General features: G+C 38.6%; 21 protein-coding genes and 1 tRNA gene. 6 read left to right on the top strand and 16 right to left on the bottom strand.

Going from position 1 to position 18,199, the window contains the following annotated elements; translation table 11 throughout:
* Positions 1-3: 3 nt before the first annotated feature.
* Entirely contained in the window at positions 4-1,707 is a 1,704-nt protein-coding gene (fliF, locus tag HPB14_RS01690) for a flagellar basal-body MS-ring/collar protein FliF (RefSeq protein WP_000364729.1), read from the bottom strand.
* A 43-nt stretch (positions 1,708-1,750) separates the two neighbouring features.
* Positions 1,751-2,419 (bottom strand): phosphatase PAP2 family protein, encoded by a 669-nt coding sequence (locus HPB14_RS01685; RefSeq protein WP_000829936.1) that lies wholly within the window; start codon positions 2,417-2,419, stop codon positions 1,751-1,753.
* A 257-nt stretch (positions 2,420-2,676) separates the two neighbouring features.
* On the opposite strand from HPB14_RS01685, the gene pyrG reads away from it, so the two are divergent.
* Genes pyrG through HPB14_RS01670 form a run of 3 tightly spaced genes read left to right on the top strand, consistent with a single transcriptional unit; the run spans position 2,677 to position 6,733 of the window.
* A complete protein-coding gene (gene pyrG / locus HPB14_RS01680; protein WP_000373192.1) occupies positions 2,677-4,293 on the top strand; it encodes a glutamine hydrolyzing CTP synthase in 1,617 nt (538 codons plus the stop codon).
* A gap of 8 nt (positions 4,294-4,301) precedes the next feature.
* Entirely contained in the window at positions 4,302-5,852 is a 1,551-nt protein-coding gene (gene recJ / locus HPB14_RS01675) for a single-stranded-DNA-specific exonuclease RecJ (RefSeq protein WP_000810698.1), read from the top strand.
* Positions 5,852-6,733 (top strand): RluA family pseudouridine synthase, encoded by an 882-nt coding sequence (locus tag HPB14_RS01670; RefSeq protein ID WP_001117143.1) that lies wholly within the window; start codon positions 5,852-5,854, stop codon positions 6,731-6,733. Before recJ ends, HPB14_RS01670 begins: the two co-directional genes overlap by 1 nt.
* A gap of 145 nt (positions 6,734-6,878) precedes the next feature.
* Here the strand turns inward: HPB14_RS01670 and HPB14_RS01665 are convergent, their stop codons facing one another.
* From HPB14_RS01665 to HPB14_RS01625, 9 genes are all read right to left on the bottom strand, one after another.
* Complete coding sequence (locus tag HPB14_RS01665; protein ID WP_000038897.1) at positions 6,879-7,439, bottom strand: hypothetical protein; 561 nt, start codon at positions 7,437-7,439, stop codon at positions 6,879-6,881.
* A complete protein-coding gene (locus HPB14_RS01660; protein ID WP_000699906.1) occupies positions 7,423-7,761 on the bottom strand; it encodes a hypothetical protein in 339 nt (112 codons plus the stop codon). Before HPB14_RS01660 ends, HPB14_RS01665 begins: the two co-directional genes overlap by 17 nt.
* Before the next feature lie 114 nt (positions 7,762-7,875).
* The gene (locus tag HPB14_RS01655) at positions 7,876-8,547 is read right to left on the bottom strand and encodes a cysteine-rich Sel1 repeat protein (RefSeq protein ID WP_041199468.1); all 672 of its coding nucleotides are present in this window, start codon (positions 8,545-8,547) and stop codon (positions 7,876-7,878) included.
* A 132-nt stretch (positions 8,548-8,679) separates the two neighbouring features.
* Positions 8,680-9,084: a Holliday junction resolvase RuvX gene (gene ruvX / locus HPB14_RS01650; protein ID WP_000599212.1), complete on the bottom strand. Its 405-nt coding sequence runs from the start codon at positions 9,082-9,084 to the stop codon at positions 8,680-8,682.
* Positions 9,081-9,881, bottom strand: coding sequence for a DNA-processing protein DprA (gene dprA / locus HPB14_RS01645; protein ID WP_000835216.1), 801 nt, complete (start codon positions 9,879-9,881; stop codon positions 9,081-9,083). Before dprA ends, ruvX begins: the two co-directional genes overlap by 4 nt.
* Positions 9,882-9,892: 11 nt before the next feature.
* The gene (gene minE / locus HPB14_RS01640) at positions 9,893-10,126 is read right to left on the bottom strand and encodes a cell division topological specificity factor MinE (RefSeq protein WP_000051414.1); all 234 of its coding nucleotides are present in this window, start codon (positions 10,124-10,126) and stop codon (positions 9,893-9,895) included.
* Positions 10,123-10,929, bottom strand: a complete 807-nt coding sequence (gene minD / locus HPB14_RS01635; RefSeq protein ID WP_001019049.1) for a septum site-determining protein MinD — start codon at positions 10,927-10,929, stop codon at positions 10,123-10,125. The genes minE and minD overlap by 4 nt, the downstream gene beginning before the upstream one ends.
* 23 nt (positions 10,930-10,952) lie before the next feature.
* Positions 10,953-11,945 (bottom strand): ketol-acid reductoisomerase, encoded by a 993-nt coding sequence (ilvC, locus tag HPB14_RS01630; RefSeq protein ID WP_001207746.1) that lies wholly within the window; start codon positions 11,943-11,945, stop codon positions 10,953-10,955.
* An 87-nt stretch (positions 11,946-12,032) separates the two neighbouring features.
* Positions 12,033-12,109, bottom strand: a tRNA-Arg gene (locus tag HPB14_RS01625).
* An 84-nt stretch (positions 12,110-12,193) separates the two neighbouring features.
* On the opposite strand from HPB14_RS01625, the gene HPB14_RS01620 reads away from it, so the two are divergent.
* The gene (locus tag HPB14_RS01620) at positions 12,194-12,976 is read left to right on the top strand and encodes an NAD+ synthase (protein WP_001168290.1); all 783 of its coding nucleotides are present in this window, start codon (positions 12,194-12,196) and stop codon (positions 12,974-12,976) included.
* Positions 12,973-13,911, top strand: coding sequence for a tetraacyldisaccharide 4'-kinase (locus tag HPB14_RS01615; RefSeq protein WP_000833853.1), 939 nt, complete (start codon positions 12,973-12,975; stop codon positions 13,909-13,911). The genes HPB14_RS01620 and HPB14_RS01615 overlap by 4 nt, the downstream gene beginning before the upstream one ends.
* Here the strand turns inward: HPB14_RS01615 and pseH are convergent.
* The 4 genes from pseH to flgH are packed head-to-tail and all read right to left on the bottom strand — an operon-like array spanning position 13,844 to position 16,660.
* Positions 13,844-14,386, bottom strand: coding sequence for a UDP-4-amino-4,6-dideoxy-N-acetyl-beta-L-altrosamine N-acetyltransferase (pseH, locus tag HPB14_RS01610; protein WP_000742664.1), 543 nt, complete (start codon positions 14,384-14,386; stop codon positions 13,844-13,846). The two genes, HPB14_RS01615 and pseH, sit on opposite strands and share 68 nt — an antisense overlap.
* Positions 14,383-15,255, bottom strand: coding sequence for a hypothetical protein (locus HPB14_RS08535; protein WP_001144365.1), 873 nt, complete (start codon positions 15,253-15,255; stop codon positions 14,383-14,385). Before HPB14_RS08535 ends, pseH begins: the two co-directional genes overlap by 4 nt.
* Positions 15,246-15,929, bottom strand: coding sequence for a pseudaminic acid cytidylyltransferase (pseF, locus tag HPB14_RS08530; protein WP_001201366.1), 684 nt, complete (start codon positions 15,927-15,929; stop codon positions 15,246-15,248). Before pseF ends, HPB14_RS08535 begins: the two co-directional genes overlap by 10 nt.
* Positions 15,930-15,946: 17 nt before the next feature.
* Positions 15,947-16,660, bottom strand: coding sequence for a flagellar basal body L-ring protein FlgH (gene flgH, locus HPB14_RS01595; protein ID WP_000709997.1), 714 nt, complete (start codon positions 16,658-16,660; stop codon positions 15,947-15,949).
* Between the two features lie 140 nt (positions 16,661-16,800).
* Between flgH and HPB14_RS01590 the strand changes: the two genes are divergently transcribed.
* Positions 16,801-17,538, top strand: coding sequence for an outer membrane protein (locus tag HPB14_RS01590; RefSeq protein ID WP_014658426.1), 738 nt, complete (start codon positions 16,801-16,803; stop codon positions 17,536-17,538).
* A 6-nt stretch (positions 17,539-17,544) separates the two neighbouring features.
* Here HPB14_RS01590 and HPB14_RS01585 read toward each other — a convergent pair whose 3' ends face one another.
* On the bottom strand, positions 17,545-18,087 hold the full coding sequence (locus HPB14_RS01585) for a phospholipase D-like domain-containing protein (RefSeq protein ID WP_000482105.1): 543 nt from the start codon (positions 18,085-18,087) through the stop codon (positions 17,545-17,547).
* Between the last annotated feature and the right edge of the window lie 112 nt (positions 18,088-18,199).

Below are 18,199 nucleotides of genomic sequence, written 5' to 3'. Positions count from 1 at the left end.
TTTTTAACCTTTCGCACTGTCTGAAGAGATTTCATCTTTGATTAAGAGTTTAAAGAGCGTGGCGATTTCATCAGGGCGCTCTTTAAGGGTCCCTCTAATCTTTTCTAAGATAATTTCGTATCTTACTTCTTCTTCGCTAAAGGTTGCATTAAGCCCTAATTGATCTTCTACTTTTTTCCTCAAATCGCCCAGTTTGTTCAATTCATCTTCTTCTTCATCCATTTCTTCAAACATGGATTTCACTTCCTTATCTTCATCAGGCACTACTTCCAGCATGCGTTCGCTGAAAGGCACAATCACTTTTTTATAGAAAATAAATAGCACTATAAACACTAAAATATACTTGATTAAAGGCGTGAATGAACCTAATATTTTTTGAGTTTTGTGCATGATTTTTTCGCTCAAAGTAGCGTTATCAATCACAGGTGCCATAGGGTTAAATTCAAAATTACTCACCGCCACATCATCGCCTCTATTTTGGTTATAGCCAATGGCCTGTTTCACCAGAGCGTTGATTTTTTTAAGCGATTCATCGCTCAAAGGCTCGTATTCTAAAGCGTTTGCCCCGTCTTTAAGCGCGATTTTATACCTGCCATCCACCACAACCGCTGCATTCAAACGCACTAAAGTGCCAAACTCGCCCTTAATCTCGCTAATGGTTTTACCCACTTCATAATTGGTCGTGTTTTGAGATTTTTCGTATTTTTCTGGCTCTTTATTGTCCTTCAATCCTTGCACAGGCCCGATATTGCTCACAACTCCAGGCACACCGCCGACTTGTTTTTTAGGAGCGCCTTCTTTTTTTTCTTCTAAATTTTGCTCGCTCCTTACGACATTATTGGGATCAAAAGTCTCTTTGGTGCTTTTCTTTTGGCTGAAATCAAACTCCGCATTGACCCTTGCGACCACCTTGTTTTTACCCCCCACAATAGGGGCTAAAATATTGACGATCTTATTTTCTAAAATGTTTTCAAAATTTTGTTTGTAATGCAATTGCTCTAGGGCTAATTCTTTGGAGTTTTCTAGTATATCGCCCTCGCCTATTGATTCGCCGTTTTCATTCACGATTTTCACGTTTTCTATCGTGAGTTTAGGCACAGCTGCAGCGATTAAATTTTTAATCCCTAAAATTTGAGTGGGTGAAAGCTTCATGTCAGGCTTAAGCTTGAGCATCACTGAAGCGCTAGGAGGGACTTCTTTAGCCACAAACACGCTGTCTTTAGGGATTGCAATATGTACATTGGCTTTAAGAATGGGGTTTAAACTTTCAATCGTGCGCGACAATTCCCCCTCAATGGCGCGAATGAGTTTGATATTCTGATCAAAATCAGTCGCCCCAAAGTCTTTAGTGTCAAAGATTTCAAAGCCCACTTTACTCGTTTTAGGGATCCCTTGAGAAGCTAGAGTGATCCTTTCTTCATACACTTTATCTTTAGGGACAAGAATGGTGTCATCTTTTAAGACTTTATAAGGGATTTGGTTTTGCTGGAGGTGTTGTAAGATTAAGGCGTTATCGCTAGAATCCAATCTTTCAAATAAAACCCCATAGCCCCCTTGCGCGTAGTCTTTTTCTTTAAAAGGATAGAGCAATAAAAACACAAGCAAGGCGGTGATTAAAACCCCGGCTGCGATCAGGGCGATTTTTTGCTTTTTATTGAGTTTGATGAAAAAATCAACAATCCGTTGCAATAATACCTTTAAATCCAATATTAAAACCTTGATAAAATTTTCATTCTTTTAAGCCGTTCGCTTAGATCTTTTGGAACACGCTCAAATAAATCCCTATGGAAAAACAAGCCCCTAACGCCCCTAAACAAAACCCTCCTAAAACACTGCTAAAAGACACCCCTAAAACAATCAGCGCTAAGCCTATTAAAAGAATCAAACCAAGCAAACTATAAGAGAGGATGTTTTGAAATATTGGATGCGCGATGAAATGGGGTATCAATAAGATAAGCAACCCGTAAAATAGCGTCAAAGAAAACGCAATAGCACTAGGGAAATTAACGCTGTGCGAAAGCCATTGAAAAGAATGCAAAAAAAGGTGCTTTAAAAATTTTAAAAGGGCTTCAAATAAGATCACGCTTAGCACAAACCACACCCCAAGCGCTAAGTTTCTACGATACAGGCTTAAAAACACTCCCACTAACAAACTCAAAGGCAACACGAATTGAGAAGAGCCTAAACGGGCGGTATTTTGGAGGATTAGAGTTAAAATAGGGCTGGAATTAAAGGGAGTTGAACGCACGAAATTAAAAATGGCATTGTCCATTAAATGAGCGTAATCAAAAAAAACCAAGCCAGCAATAAGGATAAAAAACGCGCTAAAAACGCCTCCTAAAAGAAACAGGGTTTTAACTGGTAATAAGAAAAATACTTTGGGTTGTGTGGAAACATTTTTGAAAGAATTTTCAGCCATTATTTAAGACCCTTCTAGTAGTTAATTCAAAACTTATATTATACGCCAACGAACTTTAAAATCGCTCTTAAAAGTTTTAAGACAATGAAGTTTAAACACACAAAAGCCTTTTATTTTAATCAAACCTAGCTAATAAGAAACTGAAATTGTTTTTTTTTTTTTTTGAAATCGCTTTAATTTTTGCCCTCTTTTAAAGCTTTTTAACCCTTTTTAGACTACAATTTTAAGAAGTAAAAATCAAAGGAACGCAATAACTTATGGATAGAGCCAAATTTATATTCGTTACAGGGGGTGTGTTAAGCTCTCTAGGGAAAGGGATTTCATCTTCTTCAATCGCTACGCTTTTACAGCATTGCAATTACCAGGTTTCTATTTTGAAGATCGATCCTTATATTAATATTGATCCAGGCACCATGAGCCCTTTAGAGCATGGGGAAGTGTTTGTAACTAGCGATGGCGCTGAAACGGATTTAGACATAGGGCATTATGAACGCTTTTTGAACAGGAATTTAACAAGGTTGAATAATTTCACTACCGGGCAGATTTTTTCAAGCGTGATAGAAAATGAAAGGAAAGGGGAATATTTAGGCAAAACCATTCAAATCGTCCCCCATGTAACCGATGAAATCAAAAGGCGCATTAAAAGCGCGGCTAAAGGGTTGGATTTTTTAATCGTGGAAGTGGGCGGAACCGTGGGCGATATGGAGGGCATGTTTTATTTGGAAGCAATCCGCCAGCTTAAATTGGAATTAGGGAATGAAAAAGTCATTAATGTGCATGTAACCTTGATCCCCTATATCCAAACCACTAACGAACTAAAAACCAAACCCACGCAACATTCCGTCCAGGAATTACGGCGCCTTGGCGTAACCCCTCAAATCATTTTGGCGCGATCGCCTAAGCCTTTGGATAAAGAATTGAAAAAAAAGATCGCTTTGAGTTGCGATGTGGAGCAAGACAGTGTGATTGTCGCCACAGACACTAAAAGCATTTACGCATGCCCTATTCTTTTCTTGCAAGAAGGCATTTTAACCCCCATTGCCAGACGCTTTAACTTGAATAAACTACACCCCAAAATGGCGGCTTGGAACACTTTAGTAGAAAAGATTATCGCTCCTAAACACAAGGTCAAAATTGGTTTTGTAGGCAAGTATTTAAGCTTGAAAGAATCTTATAAATCCTTGATTGAAGCCCTAATCCATGCGGGCGCGCATTTGGACACGCAAGTCAATATTGAATGGCTGGATAGCGAGAATTTTAACGAAAAGACGGATTTAGAGGGCGTTGATGCGATTTTAGTGCCTGGGGGCTTTGGAGAAAGGGGGATTGAAGGAAAAATTTGCGCTATTCAAAGGGCTAGGCTAGAAAAACTCCCCTTTTTAGGGATTTGTTTGGGCATGCAATTAGCGATCGTGGAGTTTTGTCGCAATGTTTTAGGTTTAAAAGGGGCTAACTCTACGGAATTTAACCAACGCTGCGAATACCCTGTGGTGTATTTGATTGAAGATTTTATGGATCAAAACCACCAAAAACAGGTGCGCACCTATAATTCGCCTTTAGGAGGCACCATGCGATTAGGGGAATACGAATGCGAAATCATGCCCAACAGCTTGCTAGAAAAAGCTTATAAAAAGCCTAGCGTTAAAGAAAGACACCGCCATCGTTATGAAATCAACCCCAAATACCGCCAAGAGTGGGAAAATAAGGGCTTGAAAGTGGTGGGTTTTGGAGCGAATCATTTGATTGAAGCGATTGAATTAGAAGATCACCCGTTCTTTGTAGGGGTGCAATTCCACCCAGAATTCACCTCCAGGTTGCAAAGCCCTAACCCTATTATTTTGGATTTCATTAAGAGCACTCTTTCTAAATCCTAATCTAACAAATGAAACAAAAGCTTAAAGCTCAAATCAAAGAGCGCATGGCTTCTATCGCTTATAATGAAAAAGGGTTTCCTAGCCCCTTTTTATTTAAAGACTTGAAAAAAGCCGCGCTCAAAATCATAGAAGCCATGCGTGCAAACACAGAAATTTTAGTGGTGGGCGATTATGACGCTGACGGCGTGATTAGCTCTACTATCATGGCAAAATTCTTTGAAAGCCTGAACTATAAGCATGTCCGCATTGCAATCCCTAATCGCTTCATGGATGGCTATGGGATTTCTAAAAAATTTTTAGAAAAACACCACGCCCCTTTAATCATCACGGTGGATAATGGGATTAACGCCTTTGAAGCCGCACGATTTTGTAGAGAAAAAAACTACACCCTTATCATTACGGATCACCATTGCTTAAATAATGATGAAGTCCCAGACGCTTATGCAATAATCAACCCTAAGCAACCGGATTGTGATTTTATCCAAAAGGAAGTGTGCGGGGCGTTGGTAGCGTTTTATTTGTGCTATGGCATCCACCAGCTTCTAGGAAAAGAAAAAAGCCGTTCTAGTGAGTTATTATGCTTAGCGGGCGTGGCGACTATTGCTGACATGATGCCTTTGACTTTTTTTAACCGCTTTTTAGTTTCTAAAGCCTTGTATTTTTTGCAAAAAGAATCCTTAGGGGCGATGGGGTTTTTGCGCCAAAGAGAAGTTTTTAGAAAACGCTCTTTAAAAGCGAGCGATATTTCTTTTAATATCGCCCCTTTAATCAACTCCGCAGGGCGCATGCAAGACGCTAAAATGGCTTTAGATTTTTTAAGCGCGAATAATTTTCAAGATGGCTATTCTTTGTATGAACGCTTGAAAGCATGCAATTTGAAGCGCAAAATGATCCAACAGCAGGTTTTTGAAGAAGCCTTTAAGCATGCGATGGTTGGAGAAAAAATCATCGTCGCTTTTAAGGATAATTGGCATGAGGGAGTGTTAGGGATTGTGGCTTCAAAATTAGTGGAAGCCACTCAAAAGCCAAGCCTGGTTTTTACCTTTAAAGAAGGGGTGTATAAAGGGAGCGCTCGTAGCTCTCCAAACATTGACTTGATTGACGCTTTGAATGGGGTTTCTTCTTTACTGCTCGGCTATGGAGGGCATAGGCAAGCGTGCGGGTTGAGCGTTGGAAAAAACAATATCGTCTCGCTCTTTGAAACTTTAGAAAATTTTGATTTTAAAGTCTTGCCTTTTTGCGAAAAAGAACCCCCTTTAATGCTCAAATTGAAAGACATTGACAGAGAGCTTTTAGAGATTATAGAAATGGGCGAACCTTATGGGCAAGAAAACCCTGAGCCTTTATTCCAAGCAAAAAATTTAGAAGTCATAGAAGAAAAAATCATTAAAGAAAGCCACCAGGTTTTGCGTTTTAAGGATAAAGAATGCGTCAAAGAGGCTATTTATTTTAGCGCTGAGCGGTTTTTGAAAGCGGGCGAAAAGGTGAGCGTGCTTTTTAGCGTGGAATTAGATGAGTATTCTAATGAGCCTAAAATGTTTGTTAAAAGTTTGTTGTAGTGCCTTTTGTTGAAGAAGAATTTGAAATTTTAAAACCCACCAAAGCCTTGTTTTTTGTGCGCAATGTTTTAAAATGCTCTCTAAAAGAAGCCCAACGGCACCTTGACAAGCAACGCCTGAAACAAAACCAACAAGCCGTGCGTAAATCTCAAATCATTCAAGGGGTCGTTAGTTTGATTTATTTCAAGCCTAATGAAAAGCAAGAAAAGCTTGTTTTTGAGGCTAAGGATTTTGGCGTGTTTGACAAAACCACTCAAATTTATACCCACCCTAAAGGCTATTTTTACCATGAAAGCTTATTAGATTGCATCCAATCGCATTTGGGCAAAAACGCCCACCCAGCCCACAGGCTGGACTATGAAACGAGCGGGTTAGTTTTAGCGGGTAAAACCTTGCAAAGCGTTAAGGATTTAAAAGCGCTTTTCATGCAAAAAAAAGTGAAAAAAACTTATTTAGCGCTAGCACATGGGTTGGTGGATAAAAGTATCATCATAGACAAACCCATTCTAACGCCACAAAACATTCAAAAAGATTTGCGCATTAGATCTCAAATTTCTCCTTTAGGCAAGCCTTCAATTACCCTTGTTGAGCCTTTAAGCTATAATCCTTTTTTGGATATAAGCTTGCTTAAAATAACCCCGCTCACCGGGCGCACGCACCAGATCCGCTTGCATTTAAGCAGTATAAATCACAGGATCGTGGGCGAGGGGCTTTATGGGGTGGCAGATGAAAACGCCAGAGAATACCTTCAATTGAAGCGTGAAAATAACGCCCCATTACTCATGCTCCATGCCTCTAGTTTGGAATTTGAATTTAAAGGAGCGATCTACAAAATCGCTTCCCCAATGCCCGAACGCTTCATGCCGTTTTTGAAAGATTGACCCCCATTTTTTATTGATTATCCCCTGATTATTTTATTGATTATTTTTATTGGGGGGGTTTTTTTGATTAAGGTTTTCTGCACCCTTTAAATAAACCCTCTTGAATGTTTTCTTCGGTCAATAAGCTAAAGCGCTCCACACTCTTTTAATCCCCCTTATCCTTTCTAGCTTTCAATTCCTCTTGTTTTTTAAGAATCATTTCTTCGGTAACGTTAGAAAGCTTGTCTTTATGGTTTTTGTTATTAGAATCTTCTTTATGGTGGAACTCTTCTTGTTTTTTTGAAATGATTTCTTCAGCAGTGTCAGAGAGTTTTTCTGCATTTTTGGTGTCTTTGCGGTTGGAGCGGTTTTTTAAATTCTCTCTGATTTGCCTTTTTCTTTGAATGAGCGCAAACATTTTTTGGCTGAATTGGTAGCATTTACGCGCGCTTATGACAATCACGCCCCACTTGATCAGTAAAGCGATTAAAAGCCAAATAAAAGAGCTAGAAGTGTCCAATAAAAACTGGCGCACATCGCTATAAACCCAAATATCCACTAAAATAACCAACAAAGTGATCAAAATAGAAAACGCAATGCTTTTAAACCTAAAAAGCCATGCCACTATCACAAACCCTCTCGTGTGCCTGTGGGCTAACAGCCAGCGTTCATTCTTTTCGCTAAAAAAATTCATTAAACCAGAAATTACGCTATTTTTCTTGCTCATTTTCGCCCTTTTCCCAAACTTCTTTAAAATGCTTGGTGGTTTTTTCTTGTTTTTCTTTCAATTCTTTAGCATGGATTTGCTCTAACAATCTTTTTTCTTCGGCTTCAAACATGATTTTTAATTCTTCTTCATTAAAATCGCTCAGTTGCATGTTCTCTTTTATCAAGCGTTTTTCTACGATTTTAACCGCTTGCTCCCTGATTTTTTGAGATTTTTCTTTAAAAAGCACTCGTTTGGTTTTTTGAAACGCTTCATTAGAATTTTTTTGGATCGTTTGCTTGCAAAAATCTAAAAAATCCTTGACTTGATGCATAATTTTCATGGTTATCCGTTTTTAAAGAGTTTTTAAGACTAATGACCCCTAAAAGAATACCAAAAAAAGATTAAAACTCCCTAGTGGGGTTACAAAAACATGAAAGTCAGTTAAGAAACAGCGTTATTCATCTATATCAAATAAATCTAATAAGTTGTTCAAGTATACACATGTCACCTCATCTCCTAGTTGGCAACGCTCGTTCATAATCTCCGCTATGGTCGCTTTATATCCCATGCATGCCAACTTATTTTTTAATTCACAACCCTTTTTAAAGTTTTTCATCGCTTGTTCTCTATTTTTGACTACGCCTTCGCCAGAACGTTGCATCTCTCCTAGTCTGAGACACCCATCACCATCTTTTAAACCACACGCTTTAGCATACAAAGCAAAAGCCTTTTTTAAATCCTTTTTTACTCCATTCCCATTTTGATATAAAAACCCTAAAAGAGAACACGACACGCCAAGATTTAATTCACATGCTTTAGAGTAGTATTGAGTAGCTTTTCTTAAATCCTTTTTTACCATAGGTCCATTATTTGTATATAAATTCCCTAAAAAACCACACCCTAAAGCATAGTTTAATTCACACCCTTTAGTCATTAAAGCAAGAGCTTTTTTATAATTCTTTTCTCCAAAGTCTTTATTAGTATATAGAATTCCTAAAGAAAAACACCCCCCACCATAGTTTAAATTACAAGCTTTTTCAAAATACTTCCTAGCTTTAGAAAAATCTTGCTTGTCGTAACTCAGCATACCCAAATTGAAAAGCTCTTCAGGGTTTGGCTCTGCCATTAACCCCCCCCCCCCAATAAACACACAACACAAACACAAAGCCCTAAAAATCGCTTTTTTGAAATTCCCTAACATGACGCTCTCTCTTTATTAAAAAATTTAGACTTTATTATAATCAAATTGCAATCAGATCTAATGATTTTTTAAAACCTGCTGGCAATAGCGCTCTAAAATCCTGCAAGCGCTCAAAGAGTCTAACCGGCCGTCTTTGATAGCGAGCCGCTTGTTTTTCTTACCCAAATGCTCTAAATTTTCATAAGCTTCTATGCTGGAGCTGTCTTCATTAATAAAAACGATTTCGCCCTTAAAATCTACAAGCTTGATAAAATGCTCAATGCGGATATTCGTATCCGCATAATTTTCACTAGGCTTGCCAACCACTAGCACTTGAATGTTTTTTTCCCTCAATAAATCGCTCAAATCCCTAGAGGCCTGATTTCTGTTGTGGCGTAAAATCGCTTCTAAAGGCAAGATAACGCCGTTTAAAAGCATAGCGATGCCAATGCGTTTTAACCCCACATCGCATGCCAAAATCACGCTAACACCACAATGTGATTGATGCGCTTGATCTTACCTAACAGCTCGTATTCTAAAAGCTTATCCCCAAATTTGAGATACGCTTCTTCATAGCTAGGGTTTTTCGCACAATATTCTAAAAATTCATCTTTCATTTCAGGCATTTCTTTTAAATGGTAGTCTTTTAAAAGGGTGTTTATAAAATTTTGAATATTAAATATCCCTTGAGCCTGCCCTTTTTCTAAAAGCTCATTAGTGCCATCGCTTTCATTCAAGCGTTGGGGTAAAACAAATAAGGGTTTTTGGTATTTCTGGGCTAATCTCGCGCTGCTCATAGAGCCGCTTTGTAAATCCGCTTGAGGGATAATCACCGCATCGCTTAAAGCGATCACCAGGCGGTTTCTCGCTAAAAAAGAGCCTTTAATGGGCATGAAGTCTTTTTCATATTCGCTTAAAATCAAGCCGTTTTGCGCGATTTCTTGGATCACTTTATGATTGTTCGTAGGATAGATGAAATCCAAACTGCAAGGCGAAAGCATGATGGTTTTTGGTAGGGCGTTTTCTTGAGCGATAATATCCACGCCTAACGCTCCCCCGCTCACAATAACCGCGCCATTTTTAGCAAGCTCTCTAGCTAGAGTGATGGTGTGTTGCTTGCTGTAAGGGGTGGGTCTTCTTGTGCCGATGATAGCCACTTTTAAAGGCGCTTCTAAAAGCTTGGTATCGCCCACACAATAGAGTTTTTTAGGAGGGTCTTTGAGAATGTCAAAGGCTTTAGGGATATTTTCTAGCGCGCTGTATTGGAAATGGCTTTTCATTCGTTAGTTAACTATTTAGGCAATATAATTTCCACTTCAATCGTTTCCACGCTCTGGTTGCTGTCAAGGGTTTTGAAATGGATGTCTGAAGATTTAGTGTATTTTTGAATAACGGCAATGATTTCTTTACGCATCTCTTCCATGTAGGGTAAATTTAAGGTGCGCTCTTTGGCTAGAATCAATTTTAATCTATCGGTTGCAGTAGCCGCGCTCCCTTTGTTTTTAAAAAAATCAAACAAACTCATGAAAATATCCCTTTTAACGTGCTAAAAAAGCCTCTTTTAGCCTTAAATTCCACGTATTCCACTTCTTCGCCTAAAATCCGTCTGGTGATGCGTTGGTAAGCCTTCGCGCTCTCGCAATCCGTGCGAATCACCGGCTCGCCCTTATTGGTCGCTGAAATAATATGGTGATCTTCAGGAATGATCCCAATTAAAGGTAAGCATAAAATCTTAAGCACTTCTTCTATGGGAATCATCTCGCCATTTGCCACTAATTCAGGTTTTAAGCGATTGATTATCAAATGCTTATGCACTTCTTCGCCCCTTTTGGCCCGATTAGACTTCGCGTCAATAATGCCAATCACTCTGTCGCTATCTCTTAAGGAACTCACTTCGGGCGTTACCACCACTAACGCCATGTCCGCATGCAAAATCGCATGCTCAAAACCGCTTTCAATCCCAGCCGGTGAGTCAATCAAAATATAGTCAAAATCCGCCCTTAAAGCGTTGATTAAAATCGCTACTTTTTCCTTATCTAAAATATTTTTATCCTTACTTTGTGAGGCTGCTAAAAAAGAAAGGTTTTTAGTCTTTTTATCCGTGATTAAAGCCTGCGAAAGGTTGCAATTTTTTTCCATCACATCCACCACATCATAAACAATGCGATTTTCTAAGCCTAAAATCATATCCAAGTTCCTAAGGCCTATGTCAAAATCAACCGCTACGACTTTTTTACCGCTCTCAGCCAAGCCAATCGCTAAATTAGCCGTGGTGGTGCTTTTACCCACGCCCCCCTTACCTGAAGTGATAGTAACTACTATTGCCATATGATTCCTTTTAATTTAATGATTTATTTTTTATGATTGAATGGGGCGCGTAAAATTTCCCCAATTTGTTCTATTTTAGTCTCTTTAAGGGCTTTCCTCTCTGTGTTTAGCCTAGGGTAATTCAAGCTCTTTTCTAGTAAAAAATCCTTAGCGAATGCGCCGTTTTGAATCTTTTTTAAGATTTTTTGCATGCGTTTTTCCAACAGATTTCCCATAGGCTCTCTAGCTTTAATCGCCCCAAATTCAGCGGTGTTAGAAATGTGCTTCCTTAAGCCCTCTACCCCCTTATAATGCAATAAATCCGCCACCAATTTCACTTCATGCACGCATTCAAAATAGGCTAATTCTTCAGGGTATCCTGCCTTAATTAAAGTTTCAAACCCCATTCTCACAATCGCTTCTAACCCCCCGCACAAAACCGCTTGCTCGCCGAATAAATCGCTCTCGCATTCTTCTTTAAAGCTCGTTTCTAAAACCCCCATTCTCCCTCCGCCCATCGCTTTAGCATAGCTTAAAGCCACCGCTTTAGCGTTGTATTTTGAACTTTCTTGCTCTATGGCGATTAGATGGTATAAGCCCTTATTTTTAAGGTATTCTTCTCTTAAAGCGCTCCCTGGCCCCTTTGGTGCAACTAAAATCGCGCCCACGCCTTTTGGAATAACAACCTGATTGAAATGCACGCTAAAACCATGAGCAAAGCCCACAATTTGCCCCTCTTTTAAAAAAGGGATCACTTCTTTTTCTAACACTTCCTTATGCAATTCGTCCGGCAGAAGTGCCATGATCACATCAGAATTTTGGACTAGTTCTTTGACTTCTAACACTTCAAAACCCTCTGCCTTTGCTTTTGAAACGCTCAAACTCCCTTGATACAAGCCAATCCGCACTTTTACTTTAGAGTCCCTCAAATTGAGCGCTTGGGCTTCTCCTTGCGCACCATAGCCAATAATGCCCACTTGTAAGGATTGGATAACGCCTAAATCAATGTCTTTATCATAATAAACGGGTAATGCCAAAATCAAATCTCCTAGCGTGTTTAAGCAAGTATTTATTTTACCATAATGGGAGCGATAATGTTTAAAAACATGCAGAATATTAAGAAATGGTGTGCTCGGAGGGATTCAAACCCCCGACCTACAGGACCGCAACCTGTTGCTCTATTCAGCTGAGCTACGAGCACTTTTAAAGAAGTGAAACGATGATTATAGCAAGAAAAGCTAATTTTTCACTTAAACGATGCGTTTTTTCTATTATAATTTAAAGCATGCAAAAAGATTACCAAAAACTCATCGTTTATTTATGCGATTTTTTAGAAAAAGAAGCGCAAAAACGCGGCTTTAAAAAAGTCGTTTACGGGCTGAGCGGGGGGCTAGATAGTGCGGTCGTTGGGGTGCTATGCCAAAAAGTTTTTAACGAAAACGCCCATGCCCTTTTAATGCCCTCTTCAGTCTCTATGCCAGAAAGTAAAACAGACGCTTTAATTTTGTGTGAAACGTTTTCTATCCCTTATACAGAATATTCTATCGCTCCCTATGACGCCATCTTTGGCTCTCATTTTAAAGACGCAAGCCTTACTAGGAAGGGGAATTTTTGCGCAAGATTGCGCATGGCTTTTTTATACGACTATTCTTTAAAAAGCGATTCTTTAGTCATTGGCACGAGCAATAAAAGCGAAAGAATGCTAGGCTATGGCACTTTATTTGGGGATTTGGCGTGCGCGATTAACCCGATTGGGGAATTATTTAAAACCGAAGTTTATGAACTCGCTTGCTATTTGAATATCCCTAAAAAGATTTTAAATAAGCCCCCTAGCGCGGATTTATTTTTAGGCCAAAGCGATGAAAAGGATTTAGGCTATCCTTATAGCGTGATCGATCCTTTATTAAAAGATATTGAAGCGTTGTTCAAAAACAAGCCCATTGATGCAGAAGCACTCACCCAACTAGGCCATGATGAAATTTTAGTAAAAAACATCATAAGCCGTATCCAAAAAAACGCTTTTAAATTAGAATTACCCACTATCGCCAAACGATTTAACCCTGAATGAAAAGCGATAAACCCTTTTTAGAGTGCTATTTTTATGACCCCACTCTTTTGCAAAAGGGGTTGATTTTCGCGCTCTATCCTTTTTCTTTAATTTATCAATGTATTGCCACAATTAAACGAAAAACCGCTAAAAAGCATGATTTTAAAATCCCCCTTATCAGCATAGGCAATTTGATCGCTGGGGGGAGCGGTAAAACGCCCTTTATTTTAGAGATCGCTCCAAGATACCAAGAAGTGGCGGTTGTCTCTAGGGGGTATCAACGAGATTCTAAAGGCTTGGTGGTGGTGAGCGTTAAAGGAAACATTTTAGTTTCTCAAAAAACAGCGGGCGATGAAGCCTATCTTTTAGCCTTAAATTTAAAACAAGCGAGCGTGATTGTGAGCGAAAAAAGAGAGCTAGGCGTTTTAAAAGCCCTTGAATTAGGGGCAAAAATCGTGTTCTTAGACGATGGTTTTAGGTTTAATTTCAACCAATTCAATTTGCTTTTAAAGCCTAAAATCCCCCCCTACTACCCTTTTTGTTTGCCTAGCGGGTTGTATAGAGAAAGTATTGAAAGCTATAAAGAAGCCCATTTAATCATTACCGAAGATAAGGATTATCAAAGAATCACCTCTATTTCTCGCCCCACCAAACGCATGCTTTTAGTAACGGCTATCGCTAACCCTAGCAGGCTTGATGCGTTTTTACCCAAAGAAGTGGTTAAAAAATTGTATTTTAGAGACCATGCCCCTTTTGATTTGAAGCTTTTAAAAAAAGAGTTTTATCAAAATAACGCCACTTCCTTATTGGTTACTTCAAAAGATCTCGTCAAATTACAAGATTGCAACTTGCCTTTAAGCGTATTGGATTTAAAACTAGAAATTTGCCCTAAAGTTTTAGAGGAGATTGATCGTTATATCCTTTCTTATCCTTATAATACAAAAGAATGTCTATAAATTCCTTATCTTTAGAGATAAAGCCTTTCAAACGCCCCTCTAACTCATAATGGTTTTTTTCATAAAAAGCGATCGCTTTGAAATTGTTTTCCATCACTTCCAAGTGCAAAGAATGCAATTGGAACTCTTCAAAAGCGATGCGTTCTAAAGCTTTTAAAATAATCCTCCCCTTATTTTTCAAAAAAGGGTTTTTATAAATCCCCAAATACCCATGCTTATGAAAAAAATTGATTTTAGTGATAGAACCAACCCCTAAATAAACGCCCTCTTCTTTAAACAAAAAATAGCGGTGGCTAGGCGAATTTTTGAGATCTTCTATGAATTGCAAATGCGTTTTTAAAGAAATAAAAGCGCTATACATCCATAAGGCAGTGTTTGGGTGGTTACGAAACTCTAAAACCAGCAACTTTTCTCCATCGTTTAAATGCACAAAATCAATCGCTTGGATATTTCCATAAGAATAATTTTTCTTCAAATTTCTAAAAACTCCCTTAATGCGCCCTCTAGCTCACTCCCAAAGGCCAGGTTTTTTGCCCAAGCTTGGTTTTTTTGAATTTGTAAATTTTCAAAATCTTTAGCTAGAGTTTTTAAACTCGTTTGTTTGAAGATGCCTGAATTTTCAAATTCTTGGCTTTGAATGATTTGATTAGAAGCGATGGGAAGGATAAGAGAGGGAGTTTGAGAAAGGGCTAATTCATAGAGGGTTTGGCCTGCAGCGCTAATGGCGCAAGCGCAAAATTTCATCAAAGAACTGAACTCTAAAGGGTTTAAAGGGCTGTAATAATGCGTGTTCTTGGGAGGATTTTTAGGAGTATAAGGTGAAATGATGTGCAAATTCACATTCTTATTTTCTAAAATTTTGACTATCTCTTTGAGCGTTTTTTGCTCGCTCCCCCCTAGAGTGATCAGCACTTCTTTATTTTCTGTATTGATAGGGCGCTCATAGACAAAGCGAATATCAACAGGGTAAAACCCCACTCCCAAATAATACTGATAATCTTTTGATAAATAATGGTAGTGTTTTAAAGCGTTCAGCGTGAAATTTAGGATCTTGGTGTTTTTAGGGTAAAACCCCTTAGCATGCTCTTTATCTTCTATGACCATAAGGCTTTTGGCTTTTTCTTTTAAAAGATAAAAATCTTTTGAATTTAAACGATAGCTGTCTGCAATCAAAAAATCTTCATTGCCAACGCCCTCTAAAAAAACGCTTATATTATTTTGCTTGTGCAAATAAAGATCCGCTTTAATCCCTAATTTTTCTATAAAAGAAAGGATTTTTTCACAACGCCTCACATGCCCTAAACCACTTGTTAAAAACGCATCGCACAAAATTTTTACTGGCATGCGTTTTTCAAACGGCTGTATTTGAGCTTGGCTAATTCTAAATCTTCTAAAGTGTCAATATCTTGGACTTCTAAGGGCGATAATTCTAAAGCGATAGAATTTTGACTAAAAATAGGCCGCATTTCTTTAAAGGCTTGAGCCTTCCCCATATAAAGCAACCCTGCGTCATGATAGAGCGTTTTTAAATCTTGCGTGCGCGTGTTGAAATGCTCTTTAAAAGCCATTTGAACGCCGTTTTCAAGGCTAAAAGAACGATAGGGCGAAGCGCTAAAGGGAGCGCATGTGAAAACATAATCCGTATTTTCTTTTAAAGTTTCAAAAGCGTTTTTCAAATGTTTTTCTTGTAAAAATACTGAAGCGCCATACAAACAACACGCAATATCTTCATCTTTTAACTCTAATTCTTTCATGTGATAAGCCATCACTTCTAAAGTCGTGGCCCTGTCGTCTGCTAAAACTTTAGGGCGTAAATTCAAAAAACTCGCCCCATAATTTTTAGCTAAATTCACATACTCCATGCTATCGCTAGAGATAAACACCTTTTCAAAAAGTTTGGAATTTAGCGCCGCTTCAATAGGGTAAGCGAGCATGGGTTTATTGAAAAAATCAATAATATTTTTATTCTTGATCCTTTTACTGGAACTTCTGGCTAAAACAATAGCGATCGCTCTCATGCTAGGCTTTGCTCTTTTTAATAAGGCATTTGGGTTTCCATCGCATCAGCAGCGAATTTCTTTTTATTGGAATCGCTCAAATGCCCTAAATTCGTGTATTCAATCTTAGCGTCGGCTAAAAACTTGGATTGGATAGTGTTATTCCTTTCAATATCATAAGGGCGGATCACCCCGCTCACCTTAAGGATTTGCTTTTCCCCATCCACTAGCACTTCCTTATTCCCATAGATGAAATAATTCCCGTTTTCTAGCACCTTAATGATTCGAGCGCTCAACACGATCTCTAAATCTTCGCTCTTTTTTTGCGAGCCACCGCCTTTAAAATTCGTGTTATTGCTGGATTTGGTGAAATTGTAATTATTCTTATCGTCTAAATACTGCGCTTCTTGTTTCTTTCTTTCATCTAGCCCGTTATAAGTGAGTCTTGGGGGCGTGGAATTACCCCCTGAAGTGCTTTTATAATCTTTAGAGCTAGAATAATTCGCGCTCGCTTTTTCAGAAACAATGATTGTGATTAAATCGTTAGGCTTCATCGCCCTCCTGTCCGCAAATAAAGGGCGCTCGCCCTGCCCAAACAAACTCCCCAACTTGTTCAATTCAGGGATAAATTCTTTAGAGGGGGTTTCTTCTACATAATTGGGAGGGTTAAAATCAATTTTTGGCTCATTGGCTGATGCCATGCTGAATGCAACGCTAAACGCAACAGCCCCTAAATAAAGCGCCTTTTTCATCCACTAGCCTTACTTTTGAGTTATTTTAAGCACTAAATTATACTCTCTTATAAAGAATAAATGCTTAATTTTGAGTAAGTTGTTGTAAAATTTAGATCTTTAAGATCTTTATAATGAAACTTAACTTGCAGGAGATACAATTGAGAACCTTGTTAAAAATGTTAGTTGGCGCAAGCTTGCTGACACACGCCTTAGTAGCTAAAGAAGAAAGCGCAGCGCCTTCTTGGACGAAAAATTTGTATATGGGAATCAATTACCAAACAGGTTCTATCAATTTAATGACTAATATCCATGAAGTTAGAGAAGTGACTAACTATCAAACTGGTTACACCAATATCATAACCAGCGTCAATAGCGTTAAAAAGCTCACCAACATGGGATCTAATGGGATTGGATTAGTCATGGGCTATAACCACTTTTTCCATCCGGATAAAATCTTGGGCTTGCGCTATTTCGCTTTTTTAGATTGGCAAGGCTATGGCATGAGATACCCTAAAGGCTATTATGGCGGCAATAACATGATCACTTATGGCGTGGGCGTGGATGCGGTGTGGAATTTCTTCCAAGGGAGTTTCTATCAAGATGATATTAGCGTGGATATTGGCGTTTTTGGGGGGATTGCGATTGCGGGGAATAGTTGGTATATTGGCAGTAAAGGGCAGGAATTATTAGGCATCACTAACAGCAGCGCGGTTGATAACACCTCTTTTCAATTCCTCTTTAACTTTGGCCTCAAGGCTTTATTTGTAGATGAACATGAATTTGAAATCGGCTTTAAATTCCCCACCATTAATACGAAATACTACACTACTGATGCGCTCAAGGTTCAAATGCGTAGGGTCTTTGCCTTTTATGTGGGGTATAATTACCACTTCTAAAGGGCTTTAAAACCCAACGCAACTCCCTAACATCTTTTGATAGTAACTCTTGGCTTTGAGGATTGTCTCTGTGTCATCGGTTTTTAAAAGCACTTCGTAATTGTTTTCAAAAGCGTTTTTGCTCCAATTCGCTGAGCCTAAAAACACGATCTTATCATCAATGATCGCTACTTTTTGGTGCATGATGCCGTAATAATTCCCGTTTTTAGCCTTAAGCCCTTTCAATAAGCACACTTTCGTGTTAGGGTATTTGTCCAGATAGCCAATAGTGGATTGCTTGTTATTATGATTGCTTTCATAATCATAAATGATTTGCACCTTAATCCCCCTACTCGCTACGCTTTTAATGGCTCTTGCAATATCTCTGTGCGTGAAACTATAAATAGCGATTTTCACGCTCTCTCTAGCGTTACTAATGCCAGAAACTAAAGCATTCAAAGCGTCTCTTTGTTCATAAGGCAAGACAAAGAGACTATTTTTAGCTTGTAAAACCCCTAAACAGCCCACTAACACACCCACGCCAACGATTTTTTTAAATTTGTTGAACATCAAATGATCCTTATTTTAAATTACACTCATGATAAAAACAACCAACCAAGTGGATTTTTGATTATAATAAAAGATTTAAAAAAAGCGATAAAAATTGATAGGCTTAAAGAAG

This window comes from Helicobacter pylori HUP-B14, assembly GCF_000259235.1.
Taxonomy (GTDB): domain Bacteria; phylum Campylobacterota; class Campylobacteria; order Campylobacterales; family Helicobacteraceae; genus Helicobacter; species Helicobacter pylori_CU.
The sequence above is the reverse complement of the archived record's forward strand: the minus strand, read 5'-3'. Positions and strand labels throughout refer to the sequence as shown.

Coding starts and splice junctions, on each gene's coding strand:
- HPB14_RS01685 (WP_000829936.1), bottom strand. CDS start 2,419: ATGGCTGAAAATTCTTTCAAAAATGTTTCCACACAACCCAAAGTATTT.
- pyrG (WP_000373192.1), top strand. CDS start 2,677: ATGGATAGAGCCAAATTTATATTCGTTACAGGGGGTGTGTTAAGCTCT.
- recJ (WP_000810698.1), top strand. CDS start 4,302: ATGAAACAAAAGCTTAAAGCTCAAATCAAAGAGCGCATGGCTTCTATC.
- HPB14_RS01665 (WP_000038897.1), bottom strand. CDS start 7,439: ATGAGCAAGAAAAATAGCGTAATTTCTGGTTTAATGAATTTTTTTAGC.
- HPB14_RS01660 (WP_000699906.1), bottom strand. CDS start 7,761: ATGAAAATTATGCATCAAGTCAAGGATTTTTTAGATTTTTGCAAGCAA.
- HPB14_RS01655 (WP_041199468.1), bottom strand. CDS start 8,547: ATGGCAGAGCCAAACCCTGAAGAGCTTTTCAATTTGGGTATGCTGAGT.
- dprA (WP_000835216.1), bottom strand. CDS start 9,881: ATGAAAAGCCATTTCCAATACAGCGCGCTAGAAAATATCCCTAAAGCC.
- minE (WP_000051414.1), bottom strand. CDS start 10,126: ATGAGTTTGTTTGATTTTTTTAAAAACAAAGGGAGCGCGGCTACTGCA.
- minD (WP_001019049.1), bottom strand. CDS start 10,929: ATGGCAATAGTAGTTACTATCACTTCAGGTAAGGGGGGCGTGGGTAAA.
- HPB14_RS01620 (WP_001168290.1), top strand. CDS start 12,194: ATGCAAAAAGATTACCAAAAACTCATCGTTTATTTATGCGATTTTTTA.
- HPB14_RS01615 (WP_000833853.1), top strand. CDS start 12,973: ATGAAAAGCGATAAACCCTTTTTAGAGTGCTATTTTTATGACCCCACT.
- HPB14_RS08535 (WP_001144365.1), bottom strand. CDS start 15,255: ATGCCAGTAAAAATTTTGTGCGATGCGTTTTTAACAAGTGGTTTAGGG.
- pseF (WP_001201366.1), bottom strand. CDS start 15,929: ATGAGAGCGATCGCTATTGTTTTAGCCAGAAGTTCCAGTAAAAGGATC.
- flgH (WP_000709997.1), bottom strand. CDS start 16,660: ATGAAAAAGGCGCTTTATTTAGGGGCTGTTGCGTTTAGCGTTGCATTC.
- HPB14_RS01585 (WP_000482105.1), bottom strand. CDS start 18,087: ATGTTCAACAAATTTAAAAAAATCGTTGGCGTGGGTGTGTTAGTGGGC.